At 64.6% G+C, this 26628-nt stretch carries 24 protein-coding genes and 2 pseudogenes; 8 read left to right on the top strand and 18 right to left on the bottom strand.

The window, feature by feature from the left end; translation table 11 throughout:
- Positions 1-96: 96 nt before the first annotated feature.
- Entirely contained in the window at positions 97-1107 is a 1011-nt protein-coding gene (locus G5A46_RS11775) for an AraC family transcriptional regulator (RefSeq protein ID WP_163849571.1), read from the bottom strand.
- Between the two features lie 100 nt (positions 1108-1207).
- On the opposite strand from G5A46_RS11775, the gene G5A46_RS11770 reads away from it, so the two are divergent.
- A complete protein-coding gene (locus G5A46_RS11770) occupies positions 1208-2212 on the top strand; it encodes an alpha/beta fold hydrolase (RefSeq protein WP_163849570.1) in 1005 nt (334 codons plus the stop codon).
- Positions 2213-2561: 349 nt separating this feature from the next.
- Here the strand turns inward: G5A46_RS11770 and G5A46_RS19755 are convergent, their stop codons facing one another.
- From G5A46_RS19755 to G5A46_RS11755, 3 genes are read right to left on the bottom strand one after another with little or no spacing between them, the layout of a single operon-like run.
- Positions 2562-3035, bottom strand: a complete 474-nt coding sequence (locus tag G5A46_RS19755) for an SDR family oxidoreductase (protein WP_239520786.1) — start codon at positions 3033-3035, stop codon at positions 2562-2564.
- Between the two features lie 38 nt (positions 3036-3073).
- Positions 3074-3430, bottom strand: coding sequence for a VOC family protein (locus G5A46_RS11760; RefSeq protein WP_163849569.1), 357 nt, complete (start codon positions 3428-3430; stop codon positions 3074-3076).
- Positions 3431-3484: 54 nt separating this feature from the next.
- Entirely contained in the window at positions 3485-4465 is a 981-nt protein-coding gene (locus tag G5A46_RS11755) for an NAD(P)-dependent alcohol dehydrogenase (protein ID WP_163849568.1), read from the bottom strand.
- Positions 4466-4570: 105 nt separating this feature from the next.
- On the opposite strand from G5A46_RS11755, the gene G5A46_RS11750 reads away from it, so the two are divergent.
- Positions 4571-5452 (top strand): LysR family transcriptional regulator, encoded by an 882-nt coding sequence (locus G5A46_RS11750; protein WP_163849567.1) that lies wholly within the window; start codon positions 4571-4573, stop codon positions 5450-5452.
- Between the two features lie 177 nt (positions 5453-5629).
- On the opposite strand, the gene G5A46_RS11745 is transcribed toward G5A46_RS11750, so the two are convergent.
- Complete coding sequence (locus G5A46_RS11745; protein WP_275585255.1) at positions 5630-6640, bottom strand: tryptophan--tRNA ligase; 1011 nt, start codon at positions 6638-6640, stop codon at positions 5630-5632.
- Between G5A46_RS11745 and G5A46_RS11740 the strand changes: the two are divergent.
- Positions 6639-7099: pseudogene (locus G5A46_RS11740) on the top strand (IS5 family transposase); the annotation flags it as partial. The gene G5A46_RS11745 and the pseudogene G5A46_RS11740 overlap by 2 nt on opposite strands.
- Positions 7100-7102: 3 nt before the next feature.
- Positions 7103-7881, top strand: a pseudogene (locus G5A46_RS11735) (IS3 family transposase); the annotation flags it as partial.
- Here the strand turns inward: G5A46_RS11735 and G5A46_RS11730 are convergent.
- The 5 genes from G5A46_RS11730 to G5A46_RS11710 form a co-directional block, all read right to left on the bottom strand.
- Positions 7818-8636, bottom strand: a complete 819-nt coding sequence (locus tag G5A46_RS11730; RefSeq protein ID WP_163849566.1) for an alcohol dehydrogenase catalytic domain-containing protein — start codon at positions 8634-8636, stop codon at positions 7818-7820. The pseudogene G5A46_RS11735 and the gene G5A46_RS11730 overlap by 64 nt on opposite strands.
- 279 nt (positions 8637-8915) lie before the next feature.
- Positions 8916-9719, bottom strand: a complete 804-nt coding sequence (locus G5A46_RS11725) for an SDR family NAD(P)-dependent oxidoreductase (protein ID WP_163849565.1) — start codon at positions 9717-9719, stop codon at positions 8916-8918.
- Between the two features lie 9 nt (positions 9720-9728).
- Entirely contained in the window at positions 9729-10697 is a 969-nt protein-coding gene (locus tag G5A46_RS11720; RefSeq protein ID WP_163849564.1) for an LLM class oxidoreductase, read from the bottom strand.
- Positions 10698-10723: 26 nt separating this feature from the next.
- Positions 10724-11719 (bottom strand): zinc-binding alcohol dehydrogenase family protein, encoded by a 996-nt coding sequence (locus tag G5A46_RS11715; RefSeq protein ID WP_163849563.1) that lies wholly within the window; start codon positions 11717-11719, stop codon positions 10724-10726.
- Positions 11720-11870: 151 nt separating this feature from the next.
- Entirely contained in the window at positions 11871-12467 is a 597-nt protein-coding gene (locus tag G5A46_RS11710) for a TetR/AcrR family transcriptional regulator (RefSeq protein WP_163849562.1), read from the bottom strand.
- A 135-nt stretch (positions 12468-12602) separates the two neighbouring features.
- Between G5A46_RS11710 and G5A46_RS11705 the strand changes: the two genes are divergently transcribed.
- Together G5A46_RS11705 and G5A46_RS11700 are read left to right on the top strand one after the other, a co-directional pair.
- Positions 12603-13550, top strand: coding sequence for an SDR family oxidoreductase (locus tag G5A46_RS11705; protein ID WP_163849561.1), 948 nt, complete (start codon positions 12603-12605; stop codon positions 13548-13550).
- Positions 13551-13669: 119 nt separating this feature from the next.
- A complete protein-coding gene (locus G5A46_RS11700) occupies positions 13670-14182 on the top strand; it encodes a hypothetical protein (RefSeq protein ID WP_163849560.1) in 513 nt (170 codons plus the stop codon).
- A gap of 42 nt (positions 14183-14224) precedes the next feature.
- Here G5A46_RS11700 and G5A46_RS11695 read toward each other — a convergent pair whose 3' ends face one another.
- Positions 14225-15307 carry an NAD(P)/FAD-dependent oxidoreductase gene (locus G5A46_RS11695; RefSeq protein WP_163849559.1) on the bottom strand — a complete coding sequence of 361 codons (1083 nt, stop codon included), beginning with the start codon at positions 15305-15307 and terminating at the stop codon, positions 14225-14227.
- A gap of 107 nt (positions 15308-15414) precedes the next feature.
- Here G5A46_RS11695 and G5A46_RS11690 point away from each other — a divergent pair, with 107 nt between their 5' ends.
- Entirely contained in the window at positions 15415-16314 is a 900-nt protein-coding gene (locus G5A46_RS11690; RefSeq protein ID WP_163849558.1) for a LysR family transcriptional regulator, read from the top strand.
- Positions 16315-16458: 144 nt separating this feature from the next.
- Here G5A46_RS11690 and G5A46_RS11685 read toward each other — a convergent pair whose 3' ends face one another.
- From G5A46_RS11685 to G5A46_RS11655, 7 genes are all read right to left on the bottom strand, one after another.
- Positions 16459-16887: a glyoxalase superfamily protein gene (locus tag G5A46_RS11685; RefSeq protein WP_163849557.1), complete on the bottom strand. Its 429-nt coding sequence runs from the start codon at positions 16885-16887 to the stop codon at positions 16459-16461.
- On the bottom strand, positions 16884-18275 hold the full coding sequence (locus G5A46_RS11680; protein WP_163849556.1) for an MATE family efflux transporter: 1392 nt from the start codon (positions 18273-18275) through the stop codon (positions 16884-16886). The genes G5A46_RS11685 and G5A46_RS11680 overlap by 4 nt, the downstream gene beginning before the upstream one ends.
- Before the next feature lie 542 nt (positions 18276-18817).
- On the bottom strand, positions 18818-19870 hold the full coding sequence (locus G5A46_RS11675) for an ABC transporter ATP-binding protein (RefSeq protein ID WP_163849555.1): 1053 nt from the start codon (positions 19868-19870) through the stop codon (positions 18818-18820).
- On the bottom strand, positions 19867-20883 hold the full coding sequence (locus tag G5A46_RS11670) for an ABC transporter ATP-binding protein (protein ID WP_163849554.1): 1017 nt from the start codon (positions 20881-20883) through the stop codon (positions 19867-19869). Before G5A46_RS11670 ends, G5A46_RS11675 begins: the two co-directional genes overlap by 4 nt.
- A 3-nt stretch (positions 20884-20886) precedes the next feature.
- The gene (locus G5A46_RS11665) at positions 20887-21813 is read right to left on the bottom strand and encodes an ABC transporter permease (RefSeq protein ID WP_239520784.1); all 927 of its coding nucleotides are present in this window, start codon (positions 21811-21813) and stop codon (positions 20887-20889) included.
- Entirely contained in the window at positions 21797-22774 is a 978-nt protein-coding gene (locus G5A46_RS11660; RefSeq protein ID WP_163849553.1) for an ABC transporter permease, read from the bottom strand. The genes G5A46_RS11665 and G5A46_RS11660 overlap by 17 nt, the downstream gene beginning before the upstream one ends.
- A gap of 79 nt (positions 22775-22853) precedes the next feature.
- Positions 22854-24536: an ABC transporter substrate-binding protein gene (locus G5A46_RS11655; RefSeq protein ID WP_239520782.1), complete on the bottom strand. Its 1683-nt coding sequence runs from the start codon at positions 24534-24536 to the stop codon at positions 22854-22856.
- Between the two features lie 145 nt (positions 24537-24681).
- Between G5A46_RS11655 and G5A46_RS11650 the strand changes: the two genes are divergently transcribed.
- Positions 24682-26418 carry a M28 family peptidase gene (locus G5A46_RS11650; protein WP_163849552.1) on the top strand — a complete coding sequence of 579 codons (1737 nt, stop codon included), beginning with the start codon at positions 24682-24684 and terminating at the stop codon, positions 26416-26418.
- The last annotated feature ends 210 nt before the right edge of the window (positions 26419-26628 follow it).

Below are 26628 nucleotides of genomic sequence, written 5' to 3'. Positions count from 1 at the left end.
TTGTTTCCTTCGACCGTGTGTTGTGTCGAAGGCCGGTCTACGCGTCTGCATCGACCGCTGGCATGACCCCAGGGATCAACAGATTGACCGCTGGTATCAATCGGCAAGCCAGGCGGTCGGGCTTGTCCCGGTCCAGCGCCGAAAGGCCCGCACGAAGGCCGAGGCCTCCGAGAAGCCCAGCAGGTAGGCCGCCTCGCCCACCGAGACCTTGCGCGCGCTGAGGTAATCCATCGCCATCCGGCGGCGCAGGTCGTCGTGGACCTGCGCGAAGGTGATCCCCTCGTCCTTCAGGCGGCGGTAGAGGGTCTGCCGGCTCATGCCGAGATCGCGCGCGATGTGGTCCATCGAAAGCGTGCCTTCGTGCAAGTCGGCCAGCATCCGCGTCTCGACGGCTGCGCGCACGGTGTCGTGCGTCGCAAGCTCCTCCAGCAGCCCGTCGGCATGACGCGTGAAGACACCAAAGACATACTCCTTGCCGCCGTCGAAGGCCTCGTCGAGCCAGACCGGATTGATACGCAGCGCATTGCGCGCGGCGCGGAAGGTCACCGGCACTCGGAACAGATCGGGGTAGCGGTTGGCATGGGGCGGCGGCGCGTATGTCACCTCCAGCGCCTGCTCGAACGGGTGTTCGGGGGAAGAGCGGCGGAATTCGGAGATGAACCGCGCAAAGCTCGCCTCCGTCGCCATCCAGCTTCCATCGCAGGGGCGGTGATCGATCAGCCAGACCGCGCCGCCTTCGCGCGCGATTCCGAAGCGGTCCTGCCTGCCGGGGATCGGAACATCCGCCATGAGCCGCGCGTAACGATTGAGCTGACCGAGGCTGTGCGGAAAGGAGGAGGAGGCATGCACGATCTGCCCGACGATGGACATGGTCTCCAGCCGGGTTTCCAGCACGTGGCGCAGAAGCAGCGACGTGTCACCCACGGCCTCGATCCCCGCGGCAATGAGGGCCTGATAGGCGGAAACGGGAATGCGCGTGTCCTGATCGCCGAGCGCGTCTTCGGAGAGTTCTGCTGTCGCAAGCAGGCCCGCGCGCGGCGCACCCTCGGCCACGGCATAGTCGAGAAAGGCCGAGGCGAACCCGGCGGCCATGGTCTGATCCGACATGCGTCTGTCCTCCGGGGTCAAGATCCTGATGCGCCCGGTCATACCGTTGCCGAACCGGCGGCTACAGAATGTCCGAAGACATTACCCAAGGACAACCCCTATGCTGCGCCCCATGATTTCTCTGATCGTCATCCTCATTGGTCTCTTTGCCATCGGCTTCGCATCGCTGATGTGGATCACGCGGGTGCCGCCGCAGGTTCCCGCCACGGTTGTAGACGACCCTGCGCTGCCCCGGCTTCATGGTGAGGGCGTCCTGCTGCATGGCCGCTTCGCCGAAGCGGAAGGCGCACCGCTCGCCGTTGTGCTACATGGCGGTCCGGGCGGCGACCATCGGTCTTTGCTGGCGCTGGAGGCGCTAAGCGACACCTACCGCGTCCTTTTCTACGACCAGCGCGGCGCGGGCCTGTCGGAGCGGGTGACAGAAGCGCGGCTGGGCATGGCGGATCACCTTGCCGATCTCGATGCGCTGATCACCGCGCACGGCGGCGGCCCCGTTCTGCTGATCGGCCATTCTTGGGGCGCGATGCTGGCCACGGCTTACCTCGGCCATCGCCCCGAGGTGGTCTCCCGCGCCGTCCTGATCGAGCCCGGTTTTCTTGACGCGGAAGGCCTGACCTCTTTCGAGTCCCGGCGCGCCGCGCTCTCGCGCAGCCCGCGTGTGGTCTGGGCCGGTCTTCTGGGGGGGGTCCGCGCGCGCGGCGTGACCGGGGATGCAGAGGCGGCGCGGGACAGCATCGTCGGAACGGTCGTTCATGCCTTCGCCAACCATCCGGCGAACCCCTACCACTGCCCGGGGCAGACCTACGACACCCCCGCATGGCGCTTCGGCAGCAGCGCCAGCGACGCCTTCTGGAGCGACCCGGCCGCATCGCTCGGCGCCATCGCGCCTGGCCTCGCCTTCTCCGGTCCGATCCTGATCCTTGCCGGCGGTTGCAACGACTGGACCGGCGCGCCGCTTCAGGCCCGGCACATCGGACTTTTTCCGGATGCACGACTGGAGGTGATCGAAGGCGCGGGACATGACATGGTCTGGGACAAGCCCGAGGAAACTATCGTTGCGATCAGGTCTTTTCTCGCCTCTTCTCTTAGGGCGCTGGACCAGTGAGAGGAGGCTGCGCCATGTCACCTCAGACCTTTGCATTTCATGGTGTAGGTGACTACTGTCAAATTTCGGATCTGGACGACCGCTGCGAGGCCTTATTGAGCGCGACCAAGACCAAGCGTCTCGCTTTTGGAGCATGGTTGCGCGCGACACGACCGCCCCACTCCGGCTGTCCAAAGAGACCTTCGATGCGGCACCGCGCGTCACCGAAGAAGCCATTCATCTTCGCCGCAGCGTTTTCAAGTGAACGATCCCTTCGGCAATCGATTAAGGTTCTGCGGACAAGGCTAATAGTGGCTGTTGAGCGCCGATCCAGCGGTGCGGTCGTTTGTGCTAAAGACAACATCGGTGATCATGGGCTTGAGGCTGCCTTCCGCTGCCACGGAAAAACCCCGCGACGCTCTGAACTACCAGGCGTAGCGGTCGACCCGACCCGAACCTTCACCAAAACGTTTATTGCCGCATCGTAGCTTCCCTGGAGCGATCGTTCGGGAAAGCATATTGGTTTGAAACAAATCAATCTGTCTTCGGCGCCGCCGTCGATATTGAGCTCCGCCCCGGTCATGTAGGCCGCCTCATCTGAGGCCAACATGACGGCCAAGGCGGTGACCTCGTTGGGGTCACCGAACCGGCGCAGTGGTGTGTCCGCGACGAAGGCCGCCATGCGCGCCTGACGATCGGGGCCGGTTCCCAGCATCGGCTCCCAAATCGGGGTCAGGACGGCAGCGGGGTGGATCGAGTTGCATCGGATGTTCAACCGTTGCTCGGCGCAATAGAGGGCGACCGACTTCGTGTGGTTGCGCACGGCGGCCTTGAGAGCAAACAAGCGAAGGATGAAGTCTGGACCACTTCAACGGAAAATGCTCAGTCGGACAGGCACAGCTTGTTGCCGTCGAGGTCTCTCACATAGGCGGAGAACTTCGGGCCACGCTGGTTGGGCGCGCCTTCGCAGGTGCCGCCAAGCTCCAGCGCCCGGCTGTGCATCCTTTCGACATCTTCCCTGGCGCCGACGCAAAAGCCCACCATCGTGCCATTCCCGTTGGTCGCCGGCTTTTCGTCAAAAGGTCTTGCAACGGCGAAGGCAAAATCCTCGCCAAGCCAATATGTCATGCGATCCGAGGGTGACATGCTCTGTAGGCTCATGCCTTCGAAAAGAGCTCCGTAGAAGGCCCTGGATGCGTGCATGTCGTTTGTTCCAACGACAAAGTAGTTCATTTTCATAATAGTCTCTCCGATAGAATTTGTGGTTCCGGCGCTCGCTTTCCTGCGAGACTATCACACCACTACGACATTGCCGCGTTTACGACCGGTCTCGACATAGGCGTGCGCCTCGATCAGGTCGGCCAGCGGGTAGACCCGGTCCATGACCGGGGCGAGGCGCTCCTGGTCAATCTGGGCCAGGATCTCGGACAGCATGATCCGCAGGCGCTGAGGTTTCTCAAGGCCCGCGGCTGCGAACAACGCTCGTTTCCGCCCCACGAGGCGCGAAAGCAGGATTGCGGGTAAGCGCCCCAGCGTCAGCACCGGGCAGAGGTAAAGCCCCGCCGCGGCAAGCGCAGGTTTGGCGGCCGAAAAAGACGCAACGCCTACCGTGTCGAAGATCAAGTTGTATCCGGCGCCGCGCTGCAAAGCCTCCTCGCAGTTGTAGTCTATCACGCAGGTGGCCCCGAGGGACGCGACACGGTCGGCGTTGCGAGCGCTGCTGGTGGCCGTCACCTCTGCGCCCATGTTGGCGGCGATCTGCACGGCTGCGCTGCCCAAACTGCCGGCCCCACCGAGGATCAAGACGCGGTCGCTGCTTCGGACCTGACCGAGGTTGCACAGGTAGTGCCATGAGGTCAGCACGCCGTCGCACAGAACCGCCGCATCCTCATGCGGCAGGCTGTCGGGCTTGGGCATCAGAACCCCGCCCTCGTCGAGGCAGATGTGGCTGGCATTTGCTCCGAAGCGCATCCCGGCCTCGCCGAAAACCATGTCGCCCGGCCCGAAACGGCTAACCTTCCCACCGGCCGCGATCACCTCGCCCGACAGGCCTGTGCCGGACAGCCCGTTGCGCGGACGCCGCAGGCCAAGGAAAGGGCGGGCAAACAGTGGCTCGCCCTTGCGCATCATGCCGTCGGCGCGGGTGACGGCAGAAGCGTCGATGCGGATCAGCACCTCTGACGGGCCGGGTTCGGCCAGTGGAAGCGTGACGGAGGTGAGGACGTCGGGGCGGCCATAGCGCGGGATGTGCCAGGCAGAGCGGGTCGCGGTCATGGGGATCTCCTTGGTCCTGAGGTTTCCATCGGAATAAAGGTTTCAATTCGTTCCGTGCAGGGCCTATGATGACCCAAAGTGGTTCAAAAACGATCCGGGTGACGCATGGACTGGAAATCTCTTCCCGCCTTCCTTGCCGTTGCGCGACACGGTTCGCTCAGGTCCGCGGCCGAGCAACTGGGCGGCACCCATGCAACCCTGCGCCGCCAAGTCGAGGCGCTTGAGGCACAGCTCGGCACGCAGCTCTTCCGGCGCGGCGCGGAAGGCCTGTCTCTGACGGCAGCCGGGCGGCGGCTGCTGCCGCAGGCGCTCGAAGCCGAGGCGGCATTGCTCAAGGGGTTCAACGCGGTGCAGGGGCTCGACCGCGAGGCTGCGGGGCGCATCCGGCTGTCGGCCGATCCGATGACGGCGCATTACCTGCTGGCGCCGGTGCTGGCCGAATTTGCCGCGCTCTATCCTGAGATCGAAATCGAGCTGCGGCTTGCCTATACGCTCGACTCGATCGCTCGGAATGAGACTGACGTCTCGATCCGCCACGCCGCGGCGATCGAGGACGACGCGGTGGGGCGCAAGCTCTTTCCACTGTCGATCGGCGTGGTGGCGTCGCGGGACTACATCGACCGGGTGCTACCTGCGGCAGACCGCAAGGGGCGCGGTCTGAGCTGGATCGGTTACGGAGACGTGCCCGAGCTTTCCACCATGATCGCAAAATCCGCCTTCCCAGAGGCGCGCGTCCGCCACTCTGTGCCCGACCCGGAAATGCATCTGCACTTGGTCCGAGCCAGCGCGGGGATGACCTTCCTTGCGACCTGGGTCACGGCGGTCTTCCCCGAGCTACAACGCGTTCCCGGCACCGAACTCGACCAGCGGCGTTCGACCTGGGTTCTCCTGCACAGCGATCTGCGCCGGGTGCGCGGGGTCCGGCTTTTCGTCGACTACCTTTGCAGCGCGCTCCAGGAACGACGCGCGGCATTTCTGGGATCTTAATTTGATCGACTTCCCGTTAAGGCCGGGACACATGGTCAGACCGCTATCGAGACGAAACAGACCTTGATCCAGATTGTTCAACGCTGCTCACCTACAGTTGGAATAATCCTAAGGCATTCACCACCTCGCGTTTTGTCGCCTCGGTTCGCTCACGCGCCCGTTCCGTGCCCTCTTTGATTACCTCAAGAACGTATCCCCGGTCCTCGGAGAGTTGTGCCCTGCGCTCACGAATTGGGGCAATGAGGTCTTGGAGAATAACTTCCAGACGCGCCTTGATCGTGCCATCGCCAAGTCCTCCACGCTGATACTGTGTCTTGAGTTCGGCAAGCTCGTCCGGTCCTGATCGAAGGCGTCGAGATAGGCAAAGACGACATTGCCTTCGATGCAGCCCGGGTCTTCGACACGCAGGTGGCTCGGATCGGTGAACATTGCCCGAACAGCGCTTCGGATCTTTTCTGACGATGCGGACAGCGCAATGGCGTTTCCACTGGATTTCGACATATTGGCCTTGCCATCGATACCGGGCAACCGACCCGCTTTGGGGATGATCGCTCGAGCCTCGGGCAGCACGAGGCAACCTGCGACTGCATTGATGCGCCGCACAATTTCGTTCGTTTGCTCGATGAGCGGGGCCTGGTCTTCGCCGACCGGAACGACAGTTGCCTTGAAAGCCGTGATATCCGCAGCCTGTGCCGCTGGATTACAGAGAAACCCTGCGGGAATATCACGCCCGAACCCACGCGCGCGGATTTCATCCTTGATCGTCGGGTTCCGTTCGAGCCGCGCAACCGTTCCGAAGTTCAGGTAGAGCATCGACAACTCGGCCAGCGCCGGACGTTGCGATTGCAGGCGGATCGTCGTGTGGCTGGGATCAATGCCCACGGCCAGATAGTCAAGCGCGATCTCGATCACGCTGCGCCGCACCTTTGCAGGATCATGGGCGTTGTCTGTCAAAGCCTGGGTATCAGCCAGCAAAAGGAACTGTTCGTGGCTGTCCTGATAGCGCAGTCGGTTTTCAAGTGAGCCCGCATCGTGCCCAATGTGAGGTGGCCCCGTGGTGCGGTCGCCTGTCAGGATGGTTGGTCTGTGCATTTTGCGTGTTTGAATTGCCCCGCGTTTCTTAGGCTCAGGACCCATTGATTTGGTTGGACGATCGTGACTCACCGCTCGAAAACGAGCGGTGAACATGTCTGATCTTTTCTGGTTGAGCGATGCGCAGATGGCGCGTCTTGAGCCTTACTTTCCGAAGTCGCACGGCAAGCCCCGGGTCGATGACCGGCGGGTTCTGAGTGGCATTATCTTCATCAATCGCAACGGCTTGCGGTGGCGCGACGCCCCAAGGGAGTACGGCCCCCACAAGACACTCTACAACCGCTGGAAACGATGGAGCGATAAAGGCGTCTTCGCCCGGATCATGGCAGGGCTGGCCGCTGAGCACGGCGAGGAGACGACTGTGATGATCGACCCCACCCATCTGAAGGCCCATCGCACGGCGTCCAGCCTGGGCGTTAAAAAGGGGGGCGTGGACGCCTGATTGGCCGGACCAAGGGCGGCATGAACACGAAGCTGCACGCCATCTGCGACAGCCGCGGCCGGCCCATCGACCTGTTCCTGACGACCGGTCCCGTCAGCGACTACATCGGGGCGCGTGTCAGCGCACGCGGTCTACGCGCTTTCCGCAGTCGACCAGCCAGTCGCAGACAGCGGTCTGATCTGATCACGCTGGCCCACATCAAAGAACAATCACGTCTCAGCTTGGGAAGTTACGGCCGGCCACGGATGACCGAAGAACTGAAGGAGATCGGCTTGAACGTTGGACATCACCGGGTTGGCAGATTGATGCGCCAGAACGGCATATCTGTTGTCAGAACCCGCAAGCACAAGGTGACAACCGACAGCGATCACAAGTTCAATATCGCGCCAAACCTGCTGGATCGTGACTTTGCTGCAGATACGCCAAACCAGAAATGGGCGGGCGATATCAGCTATGTTTGGACCCGAGAAGGCTGGCTCTATCTTGCGGTGATCCTGGACCTGCATTCACGCCGTGTCATTGGCTGGGCGGTCAGCAATCGTATGAAGCGCACCTTGCAATCAGAGCTTTGAAGATGGCAATCGCGTTCAGACAACCGCCCAAAGGTTGCATTCATCACACGGATCGCGGATCGCAATACTGTTCCCACGACTACCAGAAGATCCTGCGCCAGCACGGGTTCAAGGCGTCGATGTCTGGGAAGGGAAATTGCTATGATAATGCCGCTGTCGAGACGTTCTTCAAATCCATCAAAGCTGAACTGATCTCGCGGCATACTTGGGAGACGCGGCGCAAGGCTGAGATGGCGATCTTCGAATATATAAACGGCTTCTACAATCCGCGCCGCCGACACTCAGCACTGGGCTGGAAAAGCCCGGTCGCTTTCGAACGATAGGTGGCGTAAACGAGCACTTGGGGCGGCACGAAGGCGGGACAGGTCCAGTTCAGCGCCGCCGCGGCAAAGGTATTGGTCAGGTTCGCGCCACCGACCGTGTCGAACACCACGTCGAAACCGGCCCCTGCGGTCTGCGCCGCGACATAGTCGTCGATCCTCTCAGTCATGAAGTCGACGGGCGTGGCTCCGAACCCCTGGATCGCCGACAACTGCGCGGTGCCCGTACCGGTCGCGGTGACTGTGGCGCCAAGATGCCGGGCAAGCTGGATCGCGATATGCCCGACGCCACCGGCACCGCCCTGAACCAACACCTTCTGGTCCGCTCCGACGCCAGCGCGGTGCAGCCCCTCCCAGGCGGTGATGCCGACCAGCGGCAGCGCGGCGGCCGCGCGCATGCTCAGCGTCTTGGGTTTGGGCGCGATCAACCGCGCGTCGGCCAGCATGAATTCGGCCAGCGCACCCTGAAGATCGGCCAGGCCGCCGGCGCAGCCATAGACCTCATCGCCCACGGCAAAGCCAGTCACACCGGCGCCGACCTCTTCGATCACCCCGGCGCAATCCATGCCCAGCACGGCAGGCAGCGCGGGCGACAACGGCAGGTCGGCGCCCATATCCTTGATCATCGTGTCGATGGTGTTGATGCTGGTCGCCTTGACGCGCAGGACGACATGGCCGGGCGTGGCCTCGGGGCGCGGCGTATCAGCCAGGGTAAAGGTCGCGTCGGGGCCGTAGTCGGTCAGGGCCATGGTTTTCATCGGTCACTCCATTGGAAAGTTGCGTTGACCGACAGATAAACGATCGACCCATTTCGTATAAAAAGGCCAATCGTTCTATCAGTTTTTAGATTTTCGATATAATCTCAATGCGGTGGAAGCCCGAACGCGGCAAGTATCCCGGACGAACCGCCAGAGGTCCGAAGGTCCTTGGACACGGCACCCGGCCGCGCGGCGCCGGTGCCGGTGCCGTGGCACGGGCAGGGCTACCGCGTAGGGCGCGCGCCGGTATCTGCCGCCCCCTCCCCGTCACGAGCGCTGTCAACCCTCCGGGACGGGCCCTGCCAGATCGCCCAGCGCGGCCATCACCGCCGCCACATGGGCCGCGTCGCCCGCCGCCGGATCGGGCCGGGCAAAGCCACCGGCGTCATTGTCGAAATACCGCCCCGTAGCGCCGGCGAACTCCTCCGACAGGGCGGCGCGGCACAGGATTTCGGCGCCGATGGACAGGTCGTTGCCGGTCATGCCGAACCCTTCCCTGACCATCTTCGACGCCAGCAGGGAGCCGGGGTTTACCGCGATGAAAGCCGGGCCGTCAGGCTGCGCGCGGGCCATCTCCTGCGTCCATATCGTGATCGCCAGCTTGCTCTGGGCATAGGCCGCCATGTGATCCAGGCTGCGCTGCCCGCGCAGCGCCGCGACATCGACCCGCGCCTGCGCGGCGGAGGACAGGTTCACCACGCGGCCCCTCGCCGGCAGGATCGGCAGCAGCCGACGGGTCAGCAGGTAGGGCGCGATGGTATTGACGACAAAGCGGGCATCCAGCCCCTGGGCGGTGCGGGGCTGGGGTGTCTTCAGAACTCCGGCATTGTTGATCAGCACGTCGATCCGCTCATGGCCTGCGGTGATTTCCCCGGCCAGGGCGCTGACCTCCTCCAGTTGCGACAGGTCGGCACGGTAGGTCCGGGGCGCGGCACCGGATGTGCTGACGCTTTGCACCGCCGCGGTCAGCTTCTCGGCGCTGCGGCCGTGCAAAAGCAGCGTGTGGCCGTCCTTGGCCAGCATCCGTGCCGTAAGCAGGCCGATACCGTCGGTGGCACCGGTGATGAGGATGGTCTTGGGCATGGGGAATTCCTAATTGTCGAAGTCCGGCAGGATCTCGTCCGCCAGCCTGTGCATGGTGCTGTCGATGGCCGCGCCGTTGAACCGCAGGTTCAGCGCGACGTGGTTGATGCCCAGGTCGCGCTGCTCGGACAGGTAGCGGCGCAGATATCCCGTGCCGGACCGAAAGCCGAGGTGGATGGGCGCCGGCGGCGCGTCCGGCTGGTCCACCAGATCAATGTAGAGCGATTGCATCACCGGCTTGTCCGACAGGCCCGCCGCACGGATTCCTTGGCGATACTCCGCCACCACCCGCCCCTGCGCAGCGGCATCGCGCGGATAGGTCATCCAGCCGTCGCCATGGCGTGCCACCCAGTCGGGCGATTGCCGGCTGCCCCCGGTGATCAGCAAGGGCAATTGCCCGCCTGCGGGTTTGGGCAGCATGTCGATTCCGCCGGACAGCCGGCCCTGCGCGGTGTCGCACTGCGGATAGTTGTCTGCCATGGCGCGGATGTAGGCGATGCTGTCGCGGAACCGTGCGCCCCGGTCCGCAAAGCCCATGTTCAGTGCCGGATATTCGTCCGGCCGGTCCCCAGATGCAACGCCCAGCAGGACCCGCCCGCCCGAGAGCACATCAGCGGAGGCTGCCGCCTTGGCCACATGTGCCGGGTGGCGCAGCGGCAACACGATGCTGGCAACGCCCAGGGCGATGTCGCGCGTCGCGACCGCCAGCGCCCCAAAGTAGACGAAAGGATCGAACACCTGTCCGGCATCGCCGAAACCGGGCACGTTGAACGGCACGTCGCGCAACCACAGCGCCGCAAAGCCGAGATCCTCCGCCAGCCGGGCACGGGCGAGGTGCTGCGTCATCTCCGGTACGGACGTGTCCGGGTAGCTTTCCAGCGGCACCACCAGGCCAAGGCTCATCCGGCCGGGCTGAAACACCGCGTTGTAGGCACGGTTCAACGGCGGGAAGGTCGTGGATTGCGAGGGGTCGGGCATCTGACGCTTCCTGTCCTGCGGCGGGATCAGAGACCGGTCAGGACCTGCTTGCCGATCACCCGGCCACTCTCCTGGCGACGATGGGCGGCGCGCAGGGATTCCACGCTCAGCGCTCCGGCGCGTTCGGTGACGGTGGAGACCAGGGTGCCCGCCTCGATCATCGCCGACACCCGGTTCAGCAGCGCGCCCTGCACCGCGATATCAGGCGTCCCGAACATGGAGCGGGTGAACATGAACTCCCAATGCAGGCTTAGCGCCTTGGGCTTGGCGGCCTTGATGTCCAGCGCCTGCGGGTCGTCGATCAGGGCGATCTGGCCGCGCGGGGCGATCGCCTGGATAATGGCGGGCCAATGCTGATCGGTCGCGGTCAGCGCGGCGACATGAGTGGGTACAAGGTTCAGCGCCTCGACCTGTTCCACCAGGTTGCCCCGGTGATCGATCACATGATCGGCGCCCATGCGGCGCACCCATTCCTGCGTTTCAGGGCGGGAGGCTGTGGCGATGACAGTCAGTCCGGTCAGCGCCTTGGCCAGTTGAATCAGGATCGAGCCCACGCCGCCGGCCCCGCCGATGACCAGCAGGCTTTGCCCCGCGCCGTCGCCTTCGGACAGGCGGAAGGCGTCGAACAGCATTTCCCAGGCGGTGATGGCGGTCAGCGGCAGGCCCGCCGCCTCCGCGAAGTCGAGGTTTTCCGGTTTGCGCCCGACGATGCGGGCGTCGACAGCGTGAAGCTCCGCATTGGTGCCGGCGCGGGTCACGTCGCCGGCATAGAACACCGCGTCACCGATGGCGAAATCGCGGACCGCCGCGCCGGTTTCCACCACCGTGCCGGCGGCGTCGAAGCCCAGCACACGCGGGCCGCCCTCCGGCTGGGCCGCGCCGCGCAGCTTGACGTCCACCGGGTTGACGGAGACACCCTTTACCGCGACCAGGATATCTTGCGCGCCGAGGGTCGGGCGCGCTATCTCCAGGCTGCTCAGCTGCTCCGCATCCCCGGCGCTGTGGTATCCAATGGCTTTCATGATCTCATCCTTGCTGGCACTGATCCGGCCCCAAGGTATTGCCATGCGGAAAGGGCGGAAACCGGGCGATTGCAGATTTCATTTTTCGCGATCGCGATACAATCGCCCCGAACCTGCCCAACCGGGCCCGTCCTGCGCCAGCGGCGCGAGATCAGGCAGCCGGCGCGTAGTGGGCCAGGAACATGTCCACGCAATCTGCAATGATGGCCTCCGCATTCACATCGGCCTTTTCACCCAGGAGGAACTCCGGCCACATCAGGAAGTGCTTTACCATCGACAGCAACTGACCGGCGGCGAAGGCCGGCTCTGCCCGGCGCATCGCCCCGGCCTGCATCGCCTCGCCGATCAGGTCCGAGATCGGACCATCCTGCAAAGCAGCCTTGGCAAAGAAGGCCTGAGCCAGATCCAGATCGCGCAGCAGCTCTGACAGGACCAGCCGGTTCAGGCCCAGGTAATGCTCTCCGGTCAGATGCTCGACATAGCCGCGCACTGCCGCGATCAACTGCCCGCGCATGGGCTGGTCGGGCTGAAACCGCAGCTTGGGCATGGCCGCGATCTCTTCCAGCAGGATGTCGGTGATGGCTGTGAACAGCACCTCCTTGCTTTCGAAATGCTTGTAGAGCGTTCGCTTGGACACCTCGGCCAGTTCGGCGATCCGATTCACCCGCGCGGCGGGAAAGCCCTGTTCGCGGAACTCCAAGATTGCCGCGTCCAGGATATCTTTGCGCTTTTTGTCAGTCAGTTTCATCACCTTGCCCCGCTTGGCGCGAAAAATGTAAACATTAGGGTTTACACTTTGCCGGTCTACCCCTTATGTAAACACCACGGTTTACAAACGCAAGCATAGCCACCCGGCGCACCTTCAGACGGCAGGATCAAGGACATGACTGACAAGACCTTCGGACCCAAGGGCTGGACGCCCGAGCGCCTCGGCTCCCTCGCCGGGCAGACCCATGTCATCACCGGCGCGAATGCCGGAGCGGGGTACCAGGCGGCGCGCATCCTTCTTTCGAAGGGCGCCGGGGTGGTGATGCTGAATCGCAGCGCCGAGAAGTCGCAGGCCGCCGTCGACGCGCTCAAACAGGAATTCGGCCCGGCCGCCGAAGTCAGTTTCGTCCGTATGGACCTGGCCGATCTTTCCTCCGTAAGGGGCGCCGCCGCCAGGGTCCTGGAGACAGTGCCCCGCATCGACGCGCTGATCTGCAACGCCGCCATCGCGCAGGTGCCGACCCAGAAACGCACCGTGGACGGGTTCGAAAGTCAGCTGGGCACCAACCATTTCGGCCATTTCGTATTGTGCGGGCTGCTGTTCGACCGGATCGAGGAATCCGGCGGCCGGATCGTCGTGGTGGCCAGCCTGGGTTACAAGTTGGGGCTGCGCACGATCCAGTTCGACGATCTGAACTGGGACAACAACTACAGCCCCAACCCCGTCTACAGCCAAAGCAAGCTGGCGCAGATGATGTTCGCCTATGAGTTGCAGGACCGGATCAAGGCCGCGGGCAAGCAGACGCGCGTCTATGTCTGCCACCCCGGTGCGTCGGCGACCTCTCTGATCTCCACCAGCGGCGGGCTGCTGACACGGTTTGCCTGGTGGCTGATGACCAAGACACCAATGGTCCAGACCGCCGAAAAGGGCGCCTTTCCCGAGGTCATGTGTGCCACCCAGGACGGTCTGGAACAGCGCGCGCTGCATGGCCCCACTGGCCGGATGGAAGCCGTCGGCCCCGTCGGGCGCGGCACGCTGGAACCCCATGCCCATGACAAGCCGGTCATGGTCCGGCTGTGGGAGCGGTCCGAACAGGAAACCGGCTTCGACTGGCCCCTGTAATGCCCTGCTCCTGAAATGCCCTTGCCCCACCAATTTCGGCCCGCTCAATCCCCTTACCGGCAGGGTCGTCCCCTTCGGGTCACCCTGCCCCCCTTCACTTCGCTCCGAGAGGCTCTCCCATGGATATTCTGAAGACCGCGACGGACTGGACCCGCGCCGAAATGCTGTCATCGGCTTTTTTCATCCTGTTCGGGCTTGGGTTCCTCCTGGCTGGCGCGGGGTTCTGGCAATTGGCCCGGACCGAGGTCGCAAGGGCCTATACCGGCCCCGCCCTGGTGGCGGGCACGCTGCTGTTGATCATCGGGGTGGGGATCTTCGTGCCCAGCCTGAGCCGCGTGTCGGGGTTCGCCGTCGCCCATGGCCAGGATGCGGCGCAATTCATCGCCAACGAGACCGCGCGGGCCGACAGCGTGCTGACCTCCTACCGGGTCGCCGTCTACCGGGTGATCCCGCTGATCGTCGCCTTCTGCGCACTGGCGTTGATGGTGTTGCAGGCCCCACTTTGGCGGGCGGGTCTGGTCACGACCATCGCCATGATGGCCGTGATCCTGCTGATCGATACCAATGCCAACGCCCGGCTGAAGGCCTATCGCGACCAGTTGGCGGTCGCGGCGGGCCTGGCAGGGCGGTGAGGCGCGGGCGTTCCAGGTGGCGTCCTGGAACGCAAGCGCGCCCTATCCCTGCCCCAGCAAGGCGCGGTATTTGCCGATGAACAGATCCTTGCCCTTCATCGCCCGCGTCAGCAGATCGCCCACGCTGACAAACCCCAGGAAGGATTTGCCCCGCTTTGGTCCCAGCGGAACCAGGAACGGCGCCTTCGCCCCCCAGGGCTTGTAGGGTTTCATCTGTTCCAGCGCCTTGCCCTGTCCAAGGCCCAGCAGCGTTTTCGTCAGCCAGGGCCGCTGGCGGCTTGTGGCGACAATGGTCATCGCGTCGCCCGCATCGGCGGCATCGCCTGCCGCGAAGACATTGGGCAGCGACGAGGGTCGCAGCCAGGGGTCGACCTTGACCCGCCCCCCGGACCCCGGCGCGGCATCGGGCAGACCCAGCAGAAGATCCGCGACGGGCCGCGCGCCCAGAACAGGAAAGATCAGATCATACGCCTGCACCGTTCCATCGGCCAGCCGCAGGCTGCCGGCATGGGGGGTGGTCAGGCTTTCCAGGGTCTCCACGCGCTGGCCCTGAATCTGCTGCACGCCCGCCTTCTCCAGCTTTGCCGCCAAGGCCGCGCCGAAGGCTGCCGGTTTGTCGGGAAACAGCCGGGATTCGGCAGAAATCAGGGTGATCCGTTTCCCCGGCATGGCATGGGCGATCTCGCCGGCAAGTTCGACCCCGACAGCGCCTGCCCCGACGATGGCGATCCGTTCGGCCGCCACCAGCTGCGCATGGACGCGCGCGTTCTGCGCCCGGAAGGCGTCGATGTCGTCCCCATCGGGTTTGAACGGTGTCGCGTTGCCGGAGCCGGTGGCGACGACCACCTGGGTCGCCGCGATGCGGCTGCCGTCCTCAAGGGTCACGCCCGCGGCATCCACCGAGGCCGCCCGCGCCCGAACCACGTGGCCCCGGGTCAACAGGGCGTCGTAGGGGATCAGTGCCCGATCCAGCAGCGCGGGATCGACCACCGCGCGGATCATCGCCGGAGCATGGACGAAATGGGTTCGGGGTTCGATCAAAGTCACCTCGGCTTTGGCGTCCAGGGATCTGGCAAGTTCGGCGCCGAAATAACCGCCGCCGACGATCGCGATGCGTTGCGTCATGATGATGTGCCTTTCTCAGAGGGTCAGGCACAGGTAGTGACAGGGGGTGGATATTTATATTTATACTTTTCACTCATCTTCATAATAATTTCTTTACAGGGTCCGGCATGAAACTCGATCAGCTGAATGTGCTGCGCGCCGTGGTAGAGGCCAGATCGGTCAAGGTGGCCGCGCAGCGGCTGAACCGCACCCAGCCGGCGGTCAGCCAGGCTTTGAAGGCGCTGGAGTTCCAGACCGGGACTGAGCTGTTCGACCGCTCCGGCTACCGGCTGGAACTGACGGCGGTCGGGCGCCGCGTTTACCTGCAATCCCTGCGCGTGCTGGCCGAAGCCGAAGACCTGGCGCAGCTGGTCCGTGACTTCGACAGGGGCCAGGAGGAAACGATCACCCTCGCCGTCGATGCGGGTACCGATCCCGGCCTGGTGACACCGATCCTGGCCCAGATACAGGCCCTGTATCCCGAGACACGCATGGTGCTGCGCGCGGAGATGCTGTCGGGCGGCCTGGGGGCGGTGAAATCGGGGGCCGCCGCGCTGGCTATCGCCCCGATGCTGTCGGTCATGCTGGAGGAAGACGGGCTGGACCACATGCGGATTGGCCGGATGGTGATGCGCAATGTGGCTGCGCCTGCGCTGCTGGACGCGATGGCGGGGCCTGCGCGGCTGTCGGATCTGCGCCGGTTCACCCAGGTGATCGCCAGTGACAGCGGCCAGGCCGCCGGGCCCTTCGCCCGGGAAATCGGCGTTCAGAAAGGCCAGCGCCGCTGGTACGTGAGCGATCTGCACACCAAGAAGACGCTGCTGATGGCTGGGCTGGGTTGGGGCCGCCTGCCCGATCACATGATCGCCGCAGAGTTGGCCAGCGGTGCCCTGAGGGACATTGCTTTGCCCCACACCCACCAGCCCTTCGCGGCGGAGATCTTCGCCTTTCGCCAGCCCCGGCCGATCATCGGGCCGGTGGCCGCCGCCCTTTGGGCAGAGCTTGGGCGGCGATCGACCGATCCATGAAAAGGCCACGCGGGTTACCCAGCGTGGCGTCGCCCCCTTCCTCGGCGGCCACCCGGATTGGCCGCCGGTCCTGCCGCCTCCGAAGACGGGCGCGGAAAGCTGTCTTCTGCCCCGTCCAGCCTCTCTCCGCCCCCGCCTGAGCGGTCACGGGTCAATCTGAAGATGCGGCGTCCCGTCGCTTGTCCGCTCGGCCGTGGCCCCCTTGGGACCGACGGTTCCGCGAATGCGCCTGCGGAAGTTGGAGAAACGCTCGGAGGTGACGACATCCACCGCCACGTCCAGTTGCAGGTCCAGCCGAACCCACCCCGGTGCAATATCCTCACACGCGACCACCCGCGCCGTGAAGGGGCGCGACAGGTAGCTGCCGCTGACCTTGTCCCCGACGGCCCAACGCGCGGGCGGATCATGGCTCAGGGCGGCGGACATGGTATTCCAGTCGCGAAACCCGTGTTGGCGGGCCACCAGTTCAAGCGCGCGGGCATGGCTGACAGAAGTGCCAGCCTCTGCCATCCCGGCGCGCAGGCGGCGGGCCGCATCCTTGGCCTGGGCCGCAGTCCTGGGCTGCGCGCTCATCGCGGCAGGCCTTCTGCGGGATGGAAGACACCCCAGCGCAGGCTGGATCGGCGCGCGCCCTGCCGCAGCACCAGAAGCGTCAGCCCCAGCAGCAGGATTTCGGCCAGGGGTCCGGCGTACCAGATGCCCGGCTCCCCGAACGGGACCGGCAGCAGGAAAGTGAGCGGGATGGCGAAACCGTAGGCCTTTGCCAGCCCGAGGATCGCCGCCGTCCTTGCGGCACCGATGGCCTGGAAATAGGCGCCGACCATCATCAGCGGCCCCATCAGGAAGAAGGCGCAGGTCATCACCGGCAGGATGCGGGCGACCTCGGCGATGACGGCAGCGTCCTGAACAAAGGCGCCGGCGATCAGGCGCGGGGCGCTCGTCACCGCGATCTGGATCGTCGCACAATAGAAAAACGCCGCCCATAGGGCGATGCGCAGGCTCCGGTCCGAACGCGACCACTGGCCGGCGCCGTAATTGTTGCCGGTGATCGTCTGCATGGCAAAGGACAACCCCAGCAGCGGCAGGAAGGCAAAGGTGACCACACGGGTGATGATCCCGTAGGCCGTCACCGTATCTGCATAGCCCGGCCGGCCCACCCATTGCAGCGCCGCGATGATGGCCGCGGACCCCAGCGCCAGCCCGATGAAATTGAGGCTTTGCGGTGCGCCCAGCGCCAGGATGCGGCCCCAATAGCCGCCCGGGGACTGGCGCAGCAGGATCGCGGGCCGCAGCGCGGTGTTGCCACCGAACCGGAATGCGAGGATGATCATCAACGCCAGCGCCTGGGCCGCCGCCGTCCCGTAGGCGGACCCCGCCACCCCCATGTGCAACACGGCGATCAGCAGGTAGTTGAAACCGATGTTGGCGACAGAGACCAGCAGGCTCATCCCCGCCATGAACCCCACGCGCCCCTCATTGCGCAGCGCGTCGGAATTGACCGACAACACAAAGAGAAGCGGTGTGAAGAAGATCGTGATGCGCAGGTAGACCACGCCCATCTCCGCCAGCTCGGCAGAGCCTCCCGCCGCCAGAAGCGCCATGGGCTGACCCAGAAGCGCGAAGGCGCAGATCAACGCCGCTGCCAGGCACAGCGCAAGCCCGTGCGCCCCGACAAAGACCGCCGCCGCGCCCTGCGCGTCACCGGCGCCAAGGCAGCGCGCCAGCAGGCTGGACATGCCGTTCGACACCAGGGTCGAGACCGCCACCACCAGCATGTAGAGCGGGAACATCAGCGTCACCGCCGCCAGCGCCTCGGGGCCGACATGAAGGCCCAGGAACAGCGCATCGGCCACCGCAAGCAGGCCGTTCATTGCCATCACGAAGATGATCGGCACGGCTGTCTTCAGGTAGATGGTTCCCAACGGGCCATCGGTGAAACTGTTCGGGGGGGTCTGGGTCATGTCCCGGATCTCTCTCGCTGGATCGCGCTGTCTGAGATGGGATCCGCGTTGCCATCCGCGCGATATGCGGAAAAGAGCAGGAGATGGGCATGTGTAGAACTTCACCATGACGAATGTCAGCGGACGGCAGGCGTCTACGGCCAGAGGCGGGATTAGCCGGCGCCATCATCCGCGTCAAGTGGCCATGGCTGCGATGGCGCCCCGCCGTGGTCAGACCTTGCAAAGGGCACGGGGGTCATGCCGGATCCGCGTGACCTGTGCTTCTTGTCCGACGGGATCGGGACGGGGCGACGGACAGCCTGAAGCAAGGGGGCCAGGCCTGCCGCAGCGCCAGTCGCGCCGGTCGCGCCGGTCGCGCCGGTCGCGGCCGGAAGGGGCTGCGCGACACGGCCCAGATCCCGATGTGGCGGCCAATGTGGAGCCTGATCGCCCCGCCCCCCGCCGCGCCCCCGATGTTTGCGCGACGCAGGGTCCAGCGTGGGGGGGCAGCGCAGGGACCAGTCCCGGACCTGTCAGCCCCCTGCCCGCCCCCGGTCTTGTTCCTATTCCACGAAATGACAGGCGACGCGGTGGCCGGGGCGCAATTCGCGCAACGCCGGGCGGTCCTGCGCGCAGCGGGGTTGCGCCAGCGGACAGCGGTCCCGGAATCGGCAACCGGAGGGCGGGTTGCGCGCGTCGGGCACGCCACCCAGGATCGGCAGCGGTGCGTGGCTTTGATCGACATGGGGCACCGGCACGGCGGCGACCAGCGCGCGGGTGTAGGGGTGCAGCGGCTCGGTGATCACATCCCTGGTCGGGCCGTCCTCCACCACCGCGCCAAGATACATGGTGATCGTGCGTTCGCAGACATAGCGCACCAGCGCAAGGTCGTGGCTGATGAAAACAGCGGCCAGGCCCATCTCCCGCTGGACCTTGCGCAGAACGTTCAGAATCCCCGCCCGCACCGACACGTCCAGCATCGACACCGGCTCGTCCGCGACGATGAATTCCGGGCGCAGCACCAGCGCACGGGCCAGCACGATCCGTTGCAATTGCCCGCCCGACAGCTGGTGCGGGTAGCTGTCCAGGATATGTTCGGCGCGAGGCAGATGAACCATGTGGATCGCCTCTGCCACGCGCGCGTCGTGTTCCTCGACGGGGATACGCGCATTGTAAAGCGGCTCGTACAGGCTGCGGCGGATGGTGAAATGCGCATTCAGCGCGTCGAACGGGTTCTGGAACACCAGCTGCGCACGACGGCGAAAGGCCAGTTCCTCCTTGCGGGTCATGCTGGCGATGTCCTGCCCGTCGAACAGGATTTCCCCCCCGGTGGTGGAAATCAGTTTCACCAGCATCCGGCCCAGGGTGGATTTCCCGCAGCCGGATTCGCCGACGATGCCCACGGCCTCCCCCCGCTTCAGGGTCAGGCTGACGTCCGACACGGCATCAACCACCGGGTGATGCCCGGTGAACACATCGACGATGGAGCGTGACAGCACGAAGCGGCGCGAAATGCCGCGCACATCGACCAGCGGCGCCTCGGAGGCCGGGGCCGCCTGCGGGGGGAGGTCGGCCTTGGGGGTGCCATCGGCGGGGATCTGTTCGGTCACACTCATTCTGCGGCCACTCCGGTCCAGGTTTCGGTATGGCGCGCGCGGTCGCGCAGCTGGGCGGCCTCCGGCGCGCGATGGCACAGGGCCTGATGGCCCGCGCCGACGGAGATCTGCGGCTGTTCGGCCTTGCAGCCATCGGTCGCAAAGGGGCAGCGGGCGCGGAACCGGCAGCCGCTCGGCGGGTTCAGCAGGTCCGGCGGGCTGCCCTCGATCGGGGTCAGCTCCTGATCATCATCGCCCGTCAGCTCGGGAAAGGCGTTGTACAGCCCTATCGTGTAGGGATGGCTGGGCGCGGTCAGCACCTCGTGAACCGGGCCCTGTTCCACGATCTGGCCGGCATACATCACCACGACGTAATCGCAGACATAGGCGACGACGGAAATATCGTGGGTGACCAGCAGGACGGACAGCGTCAGCTCTTCTTGCAGGCGTTTCAGCGTGTCCAGAACCTGCCGCTGGATCACCACGTCCAGCGCCGTCACCGGCTCGTCCGCGATCACCAGGTCCGGGTCCAGCGCCAGCGCCAGCGCGATGGAGGCGCGCTGCCGCATCCCGCCCGAGAACTGGTGCGGGTAATCGGCGAGGCGCTTGACCTCCAGCCCGACCATGTCGAACAGTTCCGCCGCGCGGGTGCGGGCGTCGCGCCAGGTATATCCGCCGCGCTTGACCAGCACTTCCTCCAGCTGCTTGCCCACCCGCCAGACCGGGTCCAGCGCGTTCATCGCACTTTGCGGCACATAGGCGATCTGGCGCCATTGCAATTCGCGCATCCGGCGCTTGTCCAGGCCGATCAGGTTCTCGCCCTTGAAGACGATTTCCCCCCCGGCAAAACTGGCGACAGAGGGCATGACCCCGGTGATCGCGCGCACCGCCGTGGTCTTGCCACAGCCGCTTTCGCCGACCACCCCCACGACCTTGCCGCGCGGCACCTCGAAACTGATGCCATCCACCGCGCGGATCTGACCGCGTGGGCTTTTGTATTCGATCTTCAGATCCCTGAGGCTCAGAAATTCCATGGCTCAGCCCTTCAGTTTGGGGAACAGGACTTCTTCGTAGCCGCGGCTGATGAAGAAGCCGGCGACGACGATGGCGATGATGCACAGGCCCGGAGGGATGAACCAGTAGTACTGGCCACGCCCCAGGGCCTGGCTGGCATAGGCGTCCTGCAGCATGTAACCCCAGGAGACGGTATCCGACGGCCCGAAGCCGAGGAAGCTGATCGAGGCCTCCGTCAGGATCGCCCAGCCCACCGCCACGGAGGCATAGAGGAAGGACAGTGCCAGCACGTTGGGCGCGATATGCACGAAGAGGATCCGCCACGGCCCCGCGCCGGTCACCCGCGCCGCCTCGACAAAGGCGCGTTCACGGTAGGACATGACCTGCGCCCGGATCACCCGCGCGGAATTCGGCCACAGCAGCAGGGCGATGCCGATCACCACGTTCCACTGGCTGGGCGTCAGGAAGGACGCCAGCACGATGACGAAGGGCAGGAACGGCACCCCCAGGGCGATATCGGCCAGGCGCATCAGCACGGTGTCGATCCAGCCCCGGAAATAGCCCGAGATCAGGCCAACCACGGTGCCGATGGCCACCACGCAGACCGCCGCCGTCAGCCCGACGATCAGCGCCGAACGGGTACCCATGATCAGCTGGGAATAGATGTCGCGGCCGGAATAGGTGGTCCCCAGCCAGTGATCGGCGCCGGGACGCAGGTTGCGGGCCAGGTCGTAATCAGCGGTGAACAGGATCTTCAGCGGATCGAAATGCACCAGCTGATCGGCAAAAACCGCGACCAGGATCAGCAGAAGATAGATGAACAGGCCCACGGCGGCATAGGGATCCTTGCGCGGAACCTTGAGGAAAGTCTGCACCCCCCGGCCCAACGTGGACAGGATGACCCGGTGCGCTTGCGGGGCGGCGATGGCGATATCAGGAGCTTGCGGCAACTCGAACCCTCGGATCCAGCAGTTGATAGGTCACGTCGGCGATGAAGTTCATGATGATCAGGAAGAAGGTGATGATCAGGAACGCACCCTGCGCGAGCGGATAGTCGGAGGCAGCGACGGCATTCACCAGCAACCGGCCGATGCCGGGCCAGGAGAACACGGTTTCCACCACCACGTTGCCGCCGATGGCACTGCCCAGGCCCAGGGCAAAGGCGGTGGCCACGGGCAGCAGCGCGTTGCGCGCGGCATGGCGCAGAAGGATGGTGGTGTTGGACAGGCCCTTCATGCGGCCCATGGTGATGAATTCCTCCTGCAACACCTCCAGCATGTTGGACCGCATCAGCAGCAGTGGCAGCCCTTGCAGGTAGATCGCCAGCGTCAGCGCCGGCAGCGTCAGGTGACGCAGGTAGTCGACAGAGAAGATCCGCGACCATTCGCCGGAGAATTCGGAGCCGGAGGTATTCGCCCCGCCCGCCGGGAACCAGCCCAGCTGGAAGGAGAAGACGGCCAGCATCACCATGCCCAGCCAGAATTCCGGCGCCGCGCGGGTGGTCAGGGCCAGCGGAATGCCCAGCCCCTCGACCCAGGAACCGCGGCGCCAGGCCAGGTAGGCGCCGGCCAGGGTGCCGAAGATATAGGCGATGACCAGCGACATCATGGTCAGGATCAGCGTGTTGGGCAGCACCTCCATCACGATGTCGGTGACCGGACGCTTGAAGAAGAAACTCTGCCCCAGGTCGCCTTGCACCGCGTTGGTGACGAACAGCCAGTATTGTTCCATCAACGATTTATCGAGCCCGAACTGACGGATCAGCGCCTCCTGTTGTTCGGCCGTCGTGGTGTTGTCGATGAAGGCCGCAAGGGGCGTGCCCGGCATCAGCCGGAACATGAAGAACAGGATGGTTCCGACGGCCCATAGCACAAGCAGCGTGTGCAACAGGCGGCTGAGCAGGTATTTCATGCCGATAGCTCCGGAGGGTCAGAGGATTCTGAGGAGGGCCCGCCCCCGGAATGGTCCGGGGACGGGCGGGATCACGGGATCACTCGGCGAATTGCTCGGTCACGCCGTCGGGGTAGTGCAGCACGCCGTCGACGATGGAATATCCAGCATCGGTCAACATCTGCCTTGCCAGGTCCATGCCGGTTTCCATGTTGTCGGTGGAGGTCTCGTGCCAATAGGGCAGCGCGCTGGAGACATGGCTGTTGGCAATCTCTGCAAAGCCGTTCCAGGCGGCGTTGCGCAGCAATTGCCGGTTGATCGCCGTCGACAGCGCCTTGCGGAAGGCGGCATCGTCAAACGGTGCGCGGCGGGCGTTGAACGCCGCGTACTGGAACCCGATGTCGACGGATTCGACCACGGCCAGATCGTCATCGGCCTCCGCCGCTTCCAGCAGAAGGGCCGGATCGCCGGTATAGTCGGACATGAAGTTCAGCTCGCCCGAGCGCAACATGCCCAGCCCGGCCTCGACGTTCAGCACGATGCGCATGATCAACCGGTCGATCTTGGGCGCCGACCAATGGTCTGCGTTCGCGGTCAGCACGACTTCCTGCTGGGTGGCCCAGCGGTCGAACTTGAACGGGCCGGAGCCGATGCGCGTGTCTTCGACGACGGCTTCGGCGGTTTCGCCCTCCGCCAGGCCTTCGACCAGCGGGCCCCAGACATGTTCGGGCACCAGGTTGACCTTGGACAGGGTCGAAGTCTCGAACGCCGCGTTGGGCTGGGCCAGGGTCAGGACGACGGTCTTGTCATCCGTGGCCTCGATGCTGGTGATCGGCTCCACGAAGGGCTTGTACATCGGGGCGACCATGTCGCCCTGCGGCGCGGTGAAGGAAAAGATGACATCATCCGTGGTCACCGGCTCTCCGTCGTGCCACATCATGCCGTCGCGCAGGGTCATCGTGACCTCGGTCCCGGTGTCATTCCATTCCACCGTCTCGGCGGCCCAGGGCATGGGGCGACCGTCTTCGCCGATCCGCATCATGCGGTCCCAGATCAGTTCGGTCATCCAGCTGTCCTGCGCACCGGAGATGTAGAACGGGTTGATGGCGTTCAGCTCGTTGGAGCTGTTCATGATCAGGTCCGTCTGCTCGCCCAGCGGCGCGATATTGACGAAGCTGAGGAAGTTCTTGATCCCCAGGCCGGGCTGCTCCACCACGCTGGTTTCGTCAAACACCGTCTTGTCGAAAGCAAACACCTTCGTGGGGTAGACCAGGAAGGCATAGGGCTGATTCTCGTTCACCAGGGTCTGCGCCTGCGAGATCAGCGCCAGCCGTTCCTCGGGATCGACGACCAGGCGTTGCTGTTCGGCGATCCGGTCGTATTCCGCGTTTTCCCAGCCGACGAAATTGTAGCCCGAGGGCGCGGTGCTGGAATGGAACAGGTTGTAGACGAATTCGTCCGGGTCGGAGCGTTCCGGCCGGCCCACCATCTGCCACATCGTGGTGTCCCAGCTGTCGCGGTTGTACCAGACGGTATCGGACAGCTGCGTGTTGGGCAGGGCCTGCACCGACACGTCCAGGCCCAGGTCGCTCCAGATCTGGGCGATCAGTTCGGCGGCCTGGAACTGCTGGGGATTGGCCGCCTGCGTCCGGCTGTACAATGTGATCGGCCGCACCGGATCGCCGGCGGCTTCGGCGACCACGGGCAGACCGCCCAGGCCCAATGCGACGGCTGCCCCGGCGGCACTTCGCAAGAGGTCTCTCTTGTTCACGTTCACTTTCATTTCACCCTCCGTGTTGGTGATCTGGCCGGCTTTGCGGCCTGTTTTGCATCTACCGTTTTTTCGCTAGATGAAACCTTGTTTTATTTACTATGCACAGGACGATCGCTCAGGTAAACGTTTTTTGTCCCAACAAGGAGAAATGAAGATGCTCGATTCGTCCGAAAGCGACATTCTTGGGCAGGCCCGCATCGATGACGCGTGGAGCCTGATCACCACCTTTTCAGGCATGCCCCGTTGGCGTCCGGAGGACGTGAACAAGGCCGGCGACCTGATCGCCGACCGGCTGAAAGCGCTGGGTCTGCCGGTCACCGTGCACCGCCCGAAATTGTTTCTGTCGGTGCCCCATGATGCCTCTGTCGAGCTGAACGGCGAGAAGATTCGCGCCAAGGCACCGTCTTCCAGCCTGAACTGCCCCGACGGCCAGGCGGGCGAACTGGTCTACTTGCCGGCGCAAAAATCCTCCCTCCGGTCCTACAACAAGAAAGCTGCCGCATTTTTTGGCGACCAGGTCGGAACGCCCGAGGAAATGCGGGCCAAGTTCACCGGAAAGATCCTGCTGACGGAAGGGTTCGGAAACCCTGCCCTTGCGGCACTGGCCGAAGAATGGGGTGCGGTGGCGGTGATTGCCGTCAATCCGGGCGTCGATATCCATTGGGGCACCTGCACGACGATCTGGGGCTCCCCCGACCTGGATGACATCGGCCGCAAGCCGCAGATTCCCGTGGTGTCGGTGAACAATGAAACCGGCGCGCGCCTGATCGCCGCTGCCGGTGAAGGCGGATCCGCCACGGTGCGCACGGAGATGCAGATCGGCTGGTTCGAACAGGCGATTCCCGTGGTCGAGATCCCCGGCACCGAAGAGGCGGAGAAATTCGTCCTGCTGCATGGCCATTACGATTCGTGGGACGTGGGCGTCGGCGACAACGCCACGGGCGATGCCACGATGCTGGAAATCGCCCGCGTGCTCTGGGCCAACAAGGACAAGCTGCGGCGTTCGGTGCGGATCGCGTGGTGGCCGGGCCATTCCACCGGCCGCTATGCCGGCTCCACCTGGTTTGCCGATACCTTCGCCATCGACCTGGACGAAAACTGCGTCGCCCAGGTCAATTGCGACAGCCCCGGCTGCCGTTGGGCGACCTCCTATCACCAAACCTCGGCCTTTGCCGAAACCCATGCGCTGGTGCAGGACGTGGTGCAGGAATGCGCCGACCAGACCCCGGTGTTCCAGCGCCCCCATCAGGCGGGCGACTACTCGTTCAACAATATCGGCATGTCGAGCTTCTTCATGCTGTCCTCCACCATGCCCGACGATCTGCGCGAGGAGAAAGGTTATTACGCCGTTTCGGGCTGCGGCGGCAACATCGCCTGGCATACCGAGAACGACACGCTGGAGATCGCCGACAAGGAGGTGCTGAAAACCGATATCGACATCTACCTGCTGTCGATCTGGCGCGTGGCCACCGATCCGCTGCTGCCGTTTGACTGGCGCGCCTTGATGCCGGAGCTGTCGGAAAGTGTGCAAAGCTACCAAACCGCCGCAGGAGAGCTGATGGACCTGTCCCCCGTGGCGCAGGAGATCACCGCCCTTTCCAAGGCGCTGGAGGATTTCTACGCCGGGGCCAAGGACGGCGCGATCCCGGCGGAGGCCGCGAACGAGACCATCATGCGCCTGGCGCGGATCCTGGTGCCGATGAACTACACCCGCGCGCCCCGGTTCGGCCATGACCCGGCCATCACCCGCCACCCTCTGCCCGAGATCGAGGTCGTGACGGAATTCAACCTGCACGAGGGTGACGCCCTGGGCTTTGCCCAGACCCAGGCCCTGCGCGGGCGGAACAAGACGGTCGCCGCCCTGCGTGCGGCGCGCGCGCTTTTGGGATGAACCCGTGAAAATGGGCAGTGCAGGGCTTGCCTTGCTCTGCCCAATCCTCACGACACAGCCGGGAAAGCCGCGCGCTGCGCATCATCGCGGCGCATGCGCCGCCCTGATGCCCGGATGCCAAACTTGAAGGCGCTGCCATTCGTCCCTGGCAGCGCCTTTTTTCATGTGCAGTGCCGAGAAAGCCATCGACTCGCCCGCCGGACGTGAAAA

The sequence above is a fragment of the Pseudooceanicola aestuarii genome (genome assembly GCF_010614805.1).
Classification (GTDB): domain Bacteria; phylum Pseudomonadota; class Alphaproteobacteria; order Rhodobacterales; family Rhodobacteraceae; genus Pseudooceanicola; species Pseudooceanicola aestuarii.
Note: the sequence above shows the minus strand (reverse complement) of the source record. Positions and strands in the feature narration are given on the sequence as shown.

What these genes read in the sequence shown, in the direction of transcription:
- G5A46_RS11775 (WP_163849571.1), bottom strand. Translation starts at nt 1,107, where the DNA reads ATGTCGGATCAGACCATGGCCGCCGGGTTCGCCTCGGCCTTTCTCGAC.
- G5A46_RS11770 (WP_163849570.1), top strand. Translation starts at nt 1,208, where the DNA reads ATGCTGCGCCCCATGATTTCTCTGATCGTCATCCTCATTGGTCTCTTT.
- G5A46_RS11760 (WP_163849569.1), bottom strand. Translation starts at nt 3,430, where the DNA reads ATGAAAATGAACTACTTTGTCGTTGGAACAAACGACATGCACGCATCC.
- G5A46_RS11755 (WP_163849568.1), bottom strand. Translation starts at nt 4,465, where the DNA reads ATGACCGCGACCCGCTCTGCCTGGCACATCCCGCGCTATGGCCGCCCC.
- G5A46_RS11750 (WP_163849567.1), top strand. Translation starts at nt 4,571, where the DNA reads ATGGACTGGAAATCTCTTCCCGCCTTCCTTGCCGTTGCGCGACACGGT.
- G5A46_RS11745 (WP_275585255.1), bottom strand. Translation starts at nt 6,640, where the DNA reads ATGTTCACCGCTCGTTTTCGAGCGGTGAGTCACGATCGTCCAACCAAA.
- G5A46_RS11730 (WP_163849566.1), bottom strand. Translation starts at nt 8,636, where the DNA reads ATGAAAACCATGGCCCTGACCGACTACGGCCCCGACGCGACCTTTACC.
- G5A46_RS11725 (WP_163849565.1), bottom strand. Translation starts at nt 9,719, where the DNA reads ATGCCCAAGACCATCCTCATCACCGGTGCCACCGACGGTATCGGCCTG.
- G5A46_RS11720 (WP_163849564.1), bottom strand. Translation starts at nt 10,697, where the DNA reads ATGCCCGACCCCTCGCAATCCACGACCTTCCCGCCGTTGAACCGTGCC.
- G5A46_RS11715 (WP_163849563.1), bottom strand. Translation starts at nt 11,719, where the DNA reads ATGAAAGCCATTGGATACCACAGCGCCGGGGATGCGGAGCAGCTGAGC.
- G5A46_RS11710 (WP_163849562.1), bottom strand. Translation starts at nt 12,467, where the DNA reads ATGAAACTGACTGACAAAAAGCGCAAAGATATCCTGGACGCGGCAATC.
- G5A46_RS11705 (WP_163849561.1), top strand. Translation starts at nt 12,603, where the DNA reads ATGACTGACAAGACCTTCGGACCCAAGGGCTGGACGCCCGAGCGCCTC.
- G5A46_RS11700 (WP_163849560.1), top strand. Translation starts at nt 13,670, where the DNA reads ATGGATATTCTGAAGACCGCGACGGACTGGACCCGCGCCGAAATGCTG.
- G5A46_RS11695 (WP_163849559.1), bottom strand. Translation starts at nt 15,307, where the DNA reads ATGACGCAACGCATCGCGATCGTCGGCGGCGGTTATTTCGGCGCCGAA.
- G5A46_RS11690 (WP_163849558.1), top strand. Translation starts at nt 15,415, where the DNA reads ATGAAACTCGATCAGCTGAATGTGCTGCGCGCCGTGGTAGAGGCCAGA.
- G5A46_RS11685 (WP_163849557.1), bottom strand. Translation starts at nt 16,887, where the DNA reads ATGAGCGCGCAGCCCAGGACTGCGGCCCAGGCCAAGGATGCGGCCCGC.
- G5A46_RS11680 (WP_163849556.1), bottom strand. Translation starts at nt 18,275, where the DNA reads ATGACCCAGACCCCCCCGAACAGTTTCACCGATGGCCCGTTGGGAACC.
- G5A46_RS11675 (WP_163849555.1), bottom strand. Translation starts at nt 19,870, where the DNA reads ATGAGTGTGACCGAACAGATCCCCGCCGATGGCACCCCCAAGGCCGAC.
- G5A46_RS11670 (WP_163849554.1), bottom strand. Translation starts at nt 20,883, where the DNA reads ATGGAATTTCTGAGCCTCAGGGATCTGAAGATCGAATACAAAAGCCCA.
- G5A46_RS11660 (WP_163849553.1), bottom strand. Translation starts at nt 22,774, where the DNA reads ATGAAATACCTGCTCAGCCGCCTGTTGCACACGCTGCTTGTGCTATGG.
- G5A46_RS11655 (WP_239520782.1), bottom strand. Translation starts at nt 24,536, where the DNA reads ATGAAAGTGAACGTGAACAAGAGAGACCTCTTGCGAAGTGCCGCCGGG.
- G5A46_RS11650 (WP_163849552.1), top strand. Translation starts at nt 24,682, where the DNA reads ATGCTCGATTCGTCCGAAAGCGACATTCTTGGGCAGGCCCGCATCGAT.